We start from the raw sequence: 12,803 nt of genomic DNA on the forward strand, positions 1-12,803 counted from the left end.
AGCGTATCCTGCTGGATACGCTAAAATAGGGTTATGTAATTGTCTGTTTTTAGGAGTAAATCCTTAAGTGTGTGCCATTACCCGAAGTTCGGGGGGCTGTCGCCGTAGGCGACTGGGGGGCTGTACGATCGTACAAGTCGAAAATGAATCGCGTCCGGGAGCGGGTGAGGGGAACTGCACTTTCATCTGCAGATTTTCCCCGCCACTGTAGATTTGCGTCCCCTTTTCACCGGAATGAAAAACCGCTGTACGGATTTCCATACAGCGGTTCCTATTTTCCGAAAAGGTCACTATGCGATCCTGTACGGACCAGGGTCAGCACCAGGACGTCATTTTCCAGGCGGTATACGAGCAGCCAGTTCGGAAGGATATGGCACTCCCGATGGCCTGCCCAGTTTCCGGACAAGGCGTAATCCCGATTCTTCTCATCCAGCGGCTCACCCAGTGCGAGCCTTGCGATGATCTGATCAAGAAATGAAACTTTCAAACCACGCTTCATGGCCAGCTTGTAATCCTTCCGGAACTGCGTGGTCGCCTTGACGATATACTTAGTCTTCCTCATTTTTTAAGATCCGTAAAAAGCTCATCCAGATCCGTATACCCCTTCACAGACGGATCCTTTGCAATCCTTTCCGCCTCCAGCATGGCAGCCATCGTTTCCTTATTGGGCGTTTCCAGCCTTACCCGAAAAGGAAGGCCCCCCTCACGGAGCGACTGGCGGACGAAAATATTGAAAGCCGTAGATAAATTCATACCGAGCTCAGCAAATAAAGCATCAGCCCGTGCCTTCACATCCGAATCCATGCGAATACTGATATTCGTGGTAGCCATAAGATCCACTCCTTTCTATTTGTATATATTTTATGATATTTGCACGAATATTGCAATATAATGCACGAAGATTACCGAACTATTTCCATTGAAATTCCCGGTTGCCGGACTCCCATAATGACTCGCATGGAAGTTCCGAGTTCCGAGGGCTCCCATCAGGAACTGAAAATGTTGGAACTTTGAAGAAATAGCCTTTTTCATTGACTTTGAATCGATCGGGACTCGGGAAACGGGACTCGGGTAGGTGGCGCGGCACAAATCAGGAAGCCGCGCCTTTTTATATTTTCCTCCATAAAGGTTCACATAGAAGTTCCGAGTTCCGAGTGTCCCACCCGGCGGCCGAAGGCCGCCTGATGGTCAGCCTTCCCTAGATAGGGAAGGTGTCAGCGAAGCTGACGGATGGGATGACTGACGCTTGAAATCGAATCCATTTCCATCCAAATTTCCACTAACCATATGCGATTCGCGTCCCCCAACGGGGGAAGCTCCCGCGTAGCGGGTGAAGGGGGCTATCTATCGTTAGAATGCCATCTGACTCCAAAACTCCATGCGTTACGCAATAACGCTCGCATGGAAGTTCCCAGTTCCCAGACTCCCATCAGGGGCTGAAAGTGTTGAAACTTTGAATAATCAACTGTCTTTGAAACTGTACGTCGTTCGGGAAACGGGACTCGGGGCGGTGGTGCGGCACAATTCGTATAGCCGCGCCTTTTTTATATGGGGATACATATAAGTTCCCGGTTACCGGGGCCCATCCGGGGCTCGCATGGAAGTTCCGAGTTCCAAGTGTCCCATCAGGGGCTGGATTCTTTGCAGCTTTGCATTTTCAGCTGTCTTCGAAACTTTGCATCGATCGGGATTCGGGACATCGGGACTCGGGATGGTGGCGCGGCAACAGCAGAAGGCCGCGCCTTTTTTATATTTGGACCCCCATAAAACTTACCGGTTCCCGGAAATCCCATAAGAAATTCCAATTTCATCCCCTGGCGGACTGGTTTGGCGGGCCGAGCGAGCATTCAAATTGTCCCTCCGCGGGGGACACGGGTTGTCTCTTTGAACTGTTATAATACGTATAAAGAGTTGTACTTGATTATTTGGATTTGATTGAATGAGCAAATTGGCTTTTAGTATAGTAAAATATAGATAGCAGTTTTCATTGATTTCTTAAGGAGGCCCATGTGCTTATTAATATTGCGGACGATTTGATCCGGCTGGACCGGGCGCAGCTTTTGGATAAGCTTCTGGTGGACAAGACCATGTCAAACCGGCCGGACGGAAATGGGCGGAAGATGGAGCGGCATATCCTCTGGGCGACGGATGCTTACTTGAAATGGGAGGATCCTTCCGAACCTTCCAGGGGAAATTATGGACCTTCCATGGAAATCAAGCGGGGACTCCTTGCACCGGACCATTTCCGTGTGGTCCAGACCCGGGCGAGGAAAGCTTTCGAGGAGCAGTCGGAACGGACGAAAAAGCATGCGGAAGTTTTCACTCCTCTTTTCATCTGCAAAAAGATGATTGATGTGGCTGACGAGCCATGGACGGAAGAAATCCTTCAGAAAAAATGGAAGAAATATGTGGATGCGAGGCGTCTGGAAATCACCTGCGGGGAAGGACCCTTCCTGGTCTCCCGGTATGACGCAGCGACAGGTGAAATCATCCCGGTGAAGGAACGAATCGGAATCCTGGATAGAAAGCTTTCCGTAGTGACCAGATTTGCAGCCGATGAAAAGGAATGGGTAAGGAAGTCTTTCCGGGCGCTGCAGGCGACTTACGGTTATGAATTTCAGGGAGATAATCTTCTAATCGCCCGGGTGAATGTGCTTTCAGACTGGACGGAATGGCTGAAAGAAATATGGCAGAGGGAGCCTTCCATAAAGGAAATAAAAAAAGCCATCAATATCATCGCCTGGAACCTGTGGCAGATGGATGGACTTACGGGGAAAATACCTAATACCGCCGGTTTCATGGAAGAAAGAGAAATTAGCCTCTTTGATCCGGAACCGGAAGAAACATTACTGGATTTTCAACCCTATTGTCGGATTTATGACTGGATAAATATAAAGAAAAGCTTGGAGTTTAAAAAGTTAGCGGAGAGAGGAAAAGGAATTATGAAGTTCGATTTTGTAATTGGAAATCCACCTTATCAAGACGAAAGTGTTGGCAAACAGGAAAAATATACTGCACCTATTTATGATAAATTTATAGATGAAAGTTATAAAATTGCACCAGTGGTAGAGCTCATTCACCCAGCTCGGTTTCTATACAATGCTGGGGGAACTTCAAAAAAATGGAATCAAAAAATGCTCAGTGATGTACATTTAAAAGTTCTTTATCATGAGCAAGATAGTAGCAAAATATTTCCTAATACGGATATTCAGGGTGGTGTTGTAATTACCAGTCATGATATAAACAAAAATTACGGGGCAATTGGTATTTATACGGCATATCCGGAATTAAATAAAATTTTGAAAAAAGTAAAAAATACTAATAACTTTAAACCTTTTGAATCAATAATAAAAAGTCGTGGTTTATATAGATTTTCACCCTTAGTATATCAAGAGCATCCAGAGGAAATGGCAAAGTTCACTGATTCTCGTATAGGGGCAAGCTCCTTTAATAGAGCGGAATCACTATTTTTTGAAAATAAACCAAGTGATGGATATAGATATGTTCAGTTTTTAGGATTATTACAAGGAAAAAGAGTTTATAGATGGTTTCGTCAGGATTATTTTAAAATGGTGGATAGCTTTAATAAATACAAGGTTTTTGTTCCTGCGGCAAATGGCTCGGGCGCACTTGGCGAAGTGCCCTCTACACCATTGATTGGACAACCATTAATTGGATTACCTATGGTGGGTCATACAGAAACATTTATGTCTATTGGCTCTTTTAACAAAAAAAATGAAGCGGATGCTTGCTATAAGTATGTTTGCTCGAAATTTTGTCGAGCGATGTTAGGCGTTTTAAAAATCTCACAGCATAATTCCCCTGAAAAATGGGGATATGTTCCGCTTCAGAATTTTACAAATAAATCTGATATTAACTGGGATCAGTCTATCCACAATATTGATCAGCAGCTGTACAAAAAGTATGGCCTTGATGAGGACGAGATTTCCTTTATTGAGTCTCATGTAAAGGAGATGGCATGATGGATAGCTCTATTTTTGAAACGCTCGATGCCTATGCCAGCTCTCTGACGCAGGGAATCAAATCTTTTGAACCAGTAGTTCCGAAGATTTATGCCTACAATACGATCAATTATCCGCCGAACAATGGATGGACGAAAATCGGCTATACCGTGCAGCCGGTGGATAAGCGAGTTTATCAGCAGACCCATACGGCAGGACTTCAGGCGAAGATTGCCTGGACGGAAAAGGCACAGTTCCGATTTGGGGAGAAGAAATATTTCAAGGATTATCCTTTTCATGATTACCTCACAGATAAAAAGCACATAGAGCGCAGGCAGGGGACGGAGTGGTTCCGGATTGATGGGGAAAGGTCTCATTCTTTCTTCGAAGAATTTGTGAATGGCAGCGATAAAGACAAGGGGACTTCGCAATATGTTCTGCGCAAGGAGCAGGCGGAAGCAGTAGAAAAAACGATGGCGTATTTCAAAAATGGCGGAGAAAAATTTCTCTGGAATGCAAAGCCCCGCTTCGGGAAGACCCTGACCTCCTATGATTTAATCCGGAAGATGGGTTTTGAAAAGGTACTGGTGGTAACGAACCGTCCGGCCATTGCTCATTCCTGGGCAGAAGATTTCTTTACTTTCATCGGCTGGCAGGCACCTCTTGATTTCATTTCTGATTCACCCATATTTCAACGTAAAAATAATAACAATCTGCCAGTCATGAGCAGAAAAACATATCTGGAAAAGCAAATGTCCGGGGATGAAAATGGATTTATTGCCTTTGAATCCCTGCAGAATCTGAAAGGCTCCACCTATTTCGGTGGGGATTTCGATAAGCTGGAATGGATCAGCAAGCTGCACTTTGATCTTTTAATCATCGATGAAGCACAGGAAGGGATTGATACGATCCGAACGGAAAAAGCTTTCGAGCAGATTACCCGGGATCATACACTGTATCTTTCCGGAACGCCTTTCAAAGCGCTGGCTTCCAATGAATTTGATGGTGACCAGATTTACAACTGGACTTATGCGGATGAGCAGCAGGCCAAGAGGGACTGGGATGGGGACGGTTACAATCCTTACGAAGATCTGCCGAAGATGGAAATGTTCACCTACCAGATGTCGCCCATGATTTACGATACCATTTCCAGAGGAGCAGATATTACCGACGATGGGGATATGGTGGATTTTGCTTTCGACCTGAATGAATTTTTCCTGACGAAAGCAAACGGTACGTTTATCCACGAGGAAGAAGTGAAGAAATTCCTTCATGCCCTTTCCACCCAGGAAAAGTATCCTTTCTCTACGGATAAACTGCGTCGCGAGTTGTCTCATACCCTGTGGATCCTGAACCGTGTGAGCAGCTGCAAAGCACTGGAAAAGCTCCTTCGGGAAGATCCTGTCTTCAAAGACTATACAGTCATTGTTGCTGCAGGGGACGGAAAGACCGGCGATGAAGACCAGGATAAACTGGATATGCTGGAACGGGTAAAGTCTGCTATCAAGAATAATCCAAAAACCATTACATTAAGCGTAGGCCAGCTCACCGTGGGAGTCACTGTGAAACCCTGGAGTGCTGTGCTCATGCTGTGCAACCTGCAGAGCCCTTCGGCTTACATGCAGGCTGCTTTCCGTGCCCAGAATCCTTATGAATTTACAGATAAAAACGGAAACCGGTACAGAAAAGAAACGTCCTATGTCTTTGATTTCGACCCGGCCAGGACGCTCATTATTTTCGACCAGTTTGCAAATAACCTTTCTCCGGATACAGTTAACGGCAGAGGAACTACGGAAGACAGAAAGAGACATATCCGGCAGCTGCTCAATTTCTTCCCTGTTATCGGTGAAGACAGTGAAGGAAAGATGGTGGAACTGGATGCAGAAAAAGTTCTCTCCATCCCGAGAAAACTGAAATGCGAAGAAGTGGTCCGCAAAGGTTTCATGTCCAATTTCCTCTTCCAGAATATCGGCAATGTCTTTGGTGCGCCCAGGGCAGTCCTTGAAATCCTCGATAAAATGACTCCGGCTCTCGAAGAATCGCCAAATCGGGGAATTGACACGACTACTTTGGAAGATATCATGGTCGATGAAAATGGAGAACCCATTGTAGACGGAAAACGGACCATCGGCATTGCGACGGGTATTTTCGGGGATAAAGTGTATGGAGATCTGGGAGAAGAGGCCCAGAATGCAGTGGATACCTTCACACAACCGCAGCCGGTAGAAAATATTTCCAATAAAAAGGAACAGAAAAAACGGAAAGACGAATTTGTGAAAACCATCACGAAACAGATTACCGACCATATCATCAAACCGGTGGTGGATCAAGTACCCATCAGCAATTCGTCCCAGAAAAAACTGGTCAGAGAAGTGAATAGAGAAATCGAAACAAAAATCAACAGTATTCACTCCGATCTGACCAGGGAGAAAAATATCGCTCAAAACGAATACGAAAAAACAAGGAAAAAGCTGCAGGATGATGTGGTAAACAATCGCAAGACTGAAGAGCAGGCCAGGGCGGAAACGAAAAAGGCAGAGGAAACTTACCAGATCCGGGTCGATGACGCTCAGAAAAAATTCTCGGAAGCAACCAAAGCATTTATTGAAAACACACAGCAGACCATGCCACAGCGTGTCGTCGATATGGCAGAAAAAGAAAGACTGGAAGATCAGAAACGGGAACAGGAAGGCGGAATCCGTGACAAACTTCGCGGCTTCTCCCGCACCATCCCCAGTTTCCTCATGGCCTATGGTGATGAAAATCTCACTCTGGCCAACCTGGATGACTACACAGAAGATGATGTATTCGAAGAAGTCACAGGTATTTCTGAAGCAGATTTCCGGCTCCTGCGCGACGGAGGTACGATCAAAGATCCGGTAACAGGAGAAGAAAAAGAATTTGCCGGTCATCTTTTCGATGAAGTGGTCTTCAATGATTCCGTCCAGCAGTTCCTGACCAAAAAGAAAGAACTGGCCAACTACTTTGATGAAACCCTCAAAGAAGATATTTTCGACTACATTCCTCCCCAGAAGACAAACCAGATTTTCACCCCGAAACGGGTAGTCAAGAAGATGGTGGACGAACTGGAAGAAAATAACCCCGGCTGCTTCGATGATCCAAAGAATACCTTCGCCGACCTCTATATGAAATCCGGCCTCTACATCACCGAAATCGTCAAACGCCTCTATCGAAGCAAAAAAATGAAAAAACTCTACCCCAATGACAGGGAAAGAATCCGTCACATCATCAATCACCAGGTATATGGTATGGCACCCACAAGAATCATTTACCTCATAGCCATCAACTATATCCTGGGCTTCGAAGGAGAAAACGTAAAGGATGGAAAGTTCCCCCATTTTGTACAAGCCGATGCAGCAGAAGCAGCTAAAAATGGGACACTGCAGGAACTCGTGGATGAGAAATTCGGGAAGTAAAGGGAAGGAGAATTTCATGCCTGGAGAAACAGATAGAGGAATTATATATATTATGTCCACAGTTCTCGAAGGTCTTATTAAAATTGGCTGTACCAATGACTTTGAGAACAGGATGCACTTCCTTGAATCCAACGGTTATCGCAATATTAATGGTCTGAAAAGGGAATTTGCCATTGAAGTCGATGATTATAAGAAAAAAGAGGCTTTGCTTCACAAAGTATTTGGTGATTATCGTCTTTGGCATAAACCGGATCAGGCAGCCAGCAGTAAAGCACCGGAATTATTTGCCATTGATTTGAACCTCGCCATTCAATTGCTTTCTTCCTTTGATGGGACTGAAATTTACCCGGCGGGATTAACCAGAAAAGAAGTTTTTGATTCTGCTGTAGTGAATAGTCAGAGAGCCCGTATACCTGAAGGTACTTACCATATGGAAGTAAATATGAATGAATGGGGCTTGGTGAAAGGAATTATGGAAGTCGTCCGTAGAGGCCGGTTTACCGTCAAAGCGGGAAGTTTCTGCGCTCCACCAGACCCGAATCATGCTATACCTGAAATCAGGAATCATGCAATAGTTGAGAATCATATACTGATGAATGATCTCGAATGTACTTCCCCATCGACAGCTGCCTATATCATCAGAGGCATGCAGACCAACGGCTGGGACTATTGGAAGAATAAAGATGGAAACTTGATCAGTATATATAAAGAACCGGAGCCGGAAGACGATTGAATAAGGTTCATTTTCGAAGAGGAAAATATATTTTCCGAAGACCCTTATATCAGGAAGGTGGTTTTTGAAATGGCAGTACCACAGTTTTTTGAATTCTTGAAGCCGATTTTGACGGTTTTTAGCGATGGAAATACCTATAGTCCTAAAGAACTACGGGATAAAATGATCGTGCATTTCCAACTATCAAAAGAAGATCAGGAAAAACGTGTCCCAAGTATGAAGCAGACTGTACTTTATAACCGGGTGAGCTGGAGCTGCACCTATCTCAGAAAAGCCGGATTATTAAAGTCAGTCAGCTGGGGATTCATGAAAATTACCGATGCGGGTAAAAAGGTTCTGGAAGAAAATCCACCTTTTATTGATGATGAGTACCTCAAGGGATTTGCTGGATATAGGAAATTCCATAATCTTGAACCGGACCCAAATGTTCAACGGGTAGATCCTTCTCGGGACAATAATTTGAAAATCGAATTTACACCAACTGAACAAATGGAAAAATCGTTCAGCGAGATCAATCAGAGCCTTGCCGATGATCTTCTTGATGAAGTACTAAAGATGAAAGAGAATCCATCCCGCTTTGAAAAATTCGTCGTGGATTTAATGGTGCAAATAGGGTATGGTGCCATGGAATATGGCAGCCATCCGACAAGACCTACCGGAGATGATGGTATCGATGGGGTCATTATGCAGGATAAACTGGGATTCGACCTCATTTATATTCAGGCCAAATGTTGGGGAAAAGACAAAACTGTCGGTCAGCCTGATCTTCAGAAGTTTATGGGGGCAATTACCGGTAAACATGGTTCAGGATTGTTCGTGACAACAGCGCATTTTTCTGATAAAGCTATTGAATATGCAAAAACAAGTCACCTTATTTTGATTGATGGCGAGAAATTGGCTAAATTAATGATTGAATCAAATTTCTGCGTGTCTGTGAGAAAAACATTTCAGATTAAAGACATCGATACAGATGCTTTGAACGAATATCTGGAAGAATAACGGCAACTGAAAAAGCTCGGAAGTGCAATCGCATTTCCGGGCTTTTTGTGTTTTAGAGGGGGAGTTCAAGCTCTTGCATAGAATTCATCTGAATGGAATGGAAGATATTTCGGTGGATTGATTCCTGGTATCGCCCATAGGCGGGAACCATAGAATTTTTTACCAAAGGTGATATAGTAAGCCATTTCAGCACCATCCATATAGCCGCGAACTGCAGCTCTTGGTGCTGTAGGATTAATGTAATTCCATTTATTAGTGTTTTCATTATAGGTAAACATAGCACACTGTACTCTATCATAAAACATTCGGGTCGTCATAACATGACCGATTTCTGTTGCACCTTTAATGGCATTATTAACTGTACATACATTGAATTGAAGGATGGCTAGCTGTGGGTCGTCTTTTTCAAGGTAAATGGAGCTTTTATCCAGATAGTAGCCTATTCCCTGATGACCGTCCACTAGAATGTAATTGGGATCCCCACCTAAATGGTCAGGATAAGAGCTTGAAGCAAAAACAGATTGCCCCATTGCAAGCAGGACAAGAAATGAAAGAATAAACAATAATTTCTTCATCATAGTCACCATCCTTGTTTATAACTATTTGTATCTGCTTTTATTTTAACATTGATATGACGACATGAGTACTATCCGTTCTGCTTTAATCTTTCAATAACCGGTAATAAATAAAACAGAATTGACGATTTTTCTGCAACGAGATTACAATAGGACCAGGATAAAGATTCGGATTCACATTTTAAAAGAGGGGGATTCTATGAAAATTTGGAAAAAGGCAGGTATGTTGGTATTGGCCTGTGCAGCAGGATTAACTTTTTCTGGCTGTATGAAAGCCGAAATGGGAACTACAATTCATGCAGATGGAACTGTGACAGATACACAGATGATGATGGGTGTTCCTCTTTTGCAAGAGGGGATTATGAAGGAAAAGGAAAAACCTCAGCCCCCGAATACGACATTTAAAAATGTTTCTGAAGGAAACATGAGCGGGTATGAGAAAACGACAGAGTATCCGGATTTGAAATCTCTTGTGTCGACGAAGACTGCATTTGCGCAATATAAAGGGAAAAACGAGGGTATTCGTCAGCGGAAAGGCTGGTTGTATGATTATTATACATTTGATATGTATATCGAAGGTCAGGGAAATAACAAGTCTACCAGGAATGAAGAAAAAGCTATAATGGATGCGGTAGCAAACCAGATTTCCGTCAAGTATACGCTGAATCTTCCTTACGAATATGATGCAACGAATGCGGAAGAAATCAGTAAGGATAAAAAGACTCTTACCTGGAATATTTGGTCTGCACTGATGGGACAGGACAGCCGTCATTTAACAGCCGCCTTCAAGGTATGGCATAAACCTGCTCTTTATGGAGCAATTATTGTTGCAGTTATTGCTCTGGGAAGCGGTGCATTTCTTATCGTTACTTCAGGGAAAAAGCTGGGTGACGAGCAGGTCAAATTCAAGCGGATGGGACTTATGGCTCTTGCTGCTTTTGTAATTATTGGCGGATTTACCGGATTTACGGCAGCAGTTCCGCCAGCATTAAATGAAAGTGACTTGATTTCGACGCAGCTGGATGAGACAAAAAATCTTCTGGAAGAAAATAATCCGATGTCTGCCGGAAAGAAGAGTGATCCGGTAATGCCATCTTCTATTCCGGCTCCTGAAAAATCAGTCACATCAGGCAGTAGAATCGCTTATAACTCATCTAATCCGGATGGACTTTTCCGCTATTATCACCAGTGTATCACCAATCATGAGTTAAGATCTGCATATAACTGTTATAGTGACTCTTTTAAAAACAGCCTGAATTATGATAGCTGGGCATCGGGGTATAATACGACATTAAAGAGCATTCCGCAAAAAGTCAGCGTATTGTCCAATGATGGATCCAGGGCTGTATTAACCTATCGACTGAAAGCTGTTGATAGGGATGGAGATTCTACAAAAACTCAGTATTTTACCGGGCAGTGTACGCTTGTAAAAGCTGATGGCCTTTGGAAAATTGATGAAATTACAGCGCAGAGGGCTTAAAAATGGGAAGGAAATTATTTCTTCTTTTGGCCAGTTTATGTCTTTTGGTTGCCGGAAGTATCAGTGCCTGTGCATCGCGCGGCAGTTTTCCAGCAAAATCGGCAGCTCTACCTAAAGAACTGACTAAAGAGGAAAAGGCTAGAGAATTCGTGGCCCACATGAGTGATGCCCAGAAAATCGGTCAATTTATGATGATTGGAATCGGTGGGACTTCTTTAGATCAGGATGCCAGAAATATGATAACTACATTTCCTGTGGGTAATGTGATTTACTTCGACAGGAATCTGACTAATCCAGAGCAGGTCAAAGCGTTGAGCCAATCCCTTTCCAAAACCATAAAAGACGAAACAGGATTGACGCCTTTTATTGCCATTGATCAAGAAGGCGGGATGGTCATGAGAATGACTGACTATCTTCCTTCTATGCCATCTGCAGAAGCACTTGGCCAGGGAACGCCGGAAGCTGCCCGAGACTGGGCTGTGAAAACTGCAAAAGAACTGAAAAATTTGGGAATCAATACAAATTTCGCTCCTGTAGTTGACTTGAACGGAGCTTATCATCGTTCCTATGGGAAAACCCCGAATCAGGTCATCCCCTTTGCAAAAGCGGTCATTCAAGGGTATGAAATGCAAGGAATCAAGACCAGTCTGAAGCATTTCCCCGGCATTGGAAAAGTGAAAACAGATCCACATGTTGACGGAGATGTGGTTTCTATTTCCAGAGAGCAGCTGGATAAAGAAGATGGCCGACCGTTCCTTGAGCTGATCAGGCAGACAAATCCGGAAAATACCTTTGTGATGGTATCTAATGTAACTTTTCCACTTCTTGATGCTAATGAACCAGCCTGCCTTTCTAAAGTTATCATGACTGATATTCTTAGAAAAGAATATGGCTTTAAAGGGCTTATTCTGACGGATGATATGGAAATGGGAGCGATGGCTAAGCATTATGCATTTAATGAGATGGGTGTACGGGCAATAAAGGCTGGCGCGGATATTATCCTTGTATGTCATGATTATGGTCATGAACAGGAAGTATTTAACGGATTGCTCAATGCTTATCGTGATGGAAGGTTAGATAAGAAACTGATCGATGAAAAAGTGAAACGTATCGTGCTCATTAAAATGGGTATGATGGAGAAATAAGTGATTAGAATCGATGTCCCGGAAGTGCAAATGCATTTCCGGGTTTTTGTGTGTGGGGAATGAGCCCTCTGGCAACTGGCAGCTTCCGTGGGCCCATCAGGAACTTCTATGGGAGAAAATATAAAAAAGGGCGCTGCTTCATGAATTGTGCAGCGCCACCGCCCCGATTCCCGATCGATTCGAAGCTGCTGAAAAAAGCTGTAATTTCAAAGTTTAAACACCTTCAGTCTCTGAAGAGAGCCTCGGAACTGGGAACTTCTATGCGAGTAATTATGAGACCTCTGGGAACTGGGAACTGGCAGCTTCCATGGGCCCCTGACGGCTTCCATGCACCCAACACTGACATTTCCTGTCCCATCCATTTGTTACAATACAGTCGGGAAGTGAGTTGCTTCTCCCGGGGAGGGTCTATGGATGACAGAAAGTTTGTAAACGGTCATTGGGGAAGGGATGAGGAAATGTATGACAGGTG

At 43.9% G+C, this 12,803-nt stretch carries 9 protein-coding genes; 6 read left to right on the top strand and 3 right to left on the bottom strand.

The window, feature by feature from the left end; genetic code table 11:
• Positions 1-271: 271 nt before the first annotated feature.
• The gene (locus tag VZT47_RS07225) at positions 272-562 is read right to left on the bottom strand and encodes a type II toxin-antitoxin system YafQ family toxin (RefSeq protein WP_330224299.1); all 291 of its coding nucleotides are present in this window, start codon (positions 560-562) and stop codon (positions 272-274) included.
• Positions 559-831: a type II toxin-antitoxin system RelB/DinJ family antitoxin gene (locus VZT47_RS07230; RefSeq protein ID WP_330224300.1), complete on the bottom strand. Its 273-nt coding sequence runs from the start codon at positions 829-831 to the stop codon at positions 559-561. The genes VZT47_RS07225 and VZT47_RS07230 overlap by 4 nt, the downstream gene beginning before the upstream one ends.
• Positions 832-2,009: 1,178 nt before the next feature.
• On the opposite strand from VZT47_RS07230, the gene VZT47_RS07235 reads away from it, so the two are divergent.
• From VZT47_RS07235 to VZT47_RS07250, 4 genes are all read left to right on the top strand, one after another.
• Positions 2,010-3,983: an Eco57I restriction-modification methylase domain-containing protein gene (locus VZT47_RS07235; protein ID WP_330224301.1), complete on the top strand. Its 1,974-nt coding sequence runs from the start codon at positions 2,010-2,012 to the stop codon at positions 3,981-3,983.
• Positions 3,980-7,399, top strand: a complete 3,420-nt coding sequence (locus VZT47_RS07240; protein ID WP_330224302.1) for a DEAD/DEAH box helicase family protein — start codon at positions 3,980-3,982, stop codon at positions 7,397-7,399. The genes VZT47_RS07235 and VZT47_RS07240 overlap by 4 nt, the downstream gene beginning before the upstream one ends.
• Positions 7,335-8,132: a DUF4357 domain-containing protein gene (locus VZT47_RS07245; RefSeq protein ID WP_330224303.1), complete on the top strand. Its 798-nt coding sequence runs from the start codon at positions 7,335-7,337 to the stop codon at positions 8,130-8,132. The genes VZT47_RS07240 and VZT47_RS07245 overlap by 65 nt, the downstream gene beginning before the upstream one ends.
• Positions 8,133-8,201: 69 nt before the next feature.
• Positions 8,202-9,131 carry a restriction endonuclease gene (locus VZT47_RS07250; RefSeq protein WP_330224304.1) on the top strand — a complete coding sequence of 310 codons (930 nt, stop codon included), beginning with the start codon at positions 8,202-8,204 and terminating at the stop codon, positions 9,129-9,131.
• Positions 9,132-9,196: 65 nt separating this feature from the next.
• Here the strand turns inward: VZT47_RS07250 and VZT47_RS07255 are convergent, their stop codons facing one another.
• Complete coding sequence (locus VZT47_RS07255; RefSeq protein WP_330224305.1) at positions 9,197-9,709, bottom strand: hypothetical protein; 513 nt, start codon at positions 9,707-9,709, stop codon at positions 9,197-9,199.
• Between the two features lie 196 nt (positions 9,710-9,905).
• On the opposite strand from VZT47_RS07255, the gene VZT47_RS07260 reads away from it, so the two are divergent.
• Together VZT47_RS07260 and VZT47_RS07265 are read left to right on the top strand one after the other, a co-directional pair.
• Complete coding sequence (locus VZT47_RS07260) at positions 9,906-11,186, top strand: hypothetical protein (RefSeq protein ID WP_330224306.1); 1,281 nt, start codon at positions 9,906-9,908, stop codon at positions 11,184-11,186.
• Between the two features lie 2 nt (positions 11,187-11,188).
• Positions 11,189-12,331 (top strand): glycoside hydrolase family 3 protein, encoded by a 1,143-nt coding sequence (locus VZT47_RS07265; protein ID WP_330224307.1) that lies wholly within the window; start codon positions 11,189-11,191, stop codon positions 12,329-12,331.
• Positions 12,332-12,803: the final 472 nt, after the last annotated feature.

The organism is Dialister sp., assembly GCF_036343215.1.
Lineage (GTDB): Bacteria > Bacillota > Negativicutes > Veillonellales > Dialisteraceae > Dialister.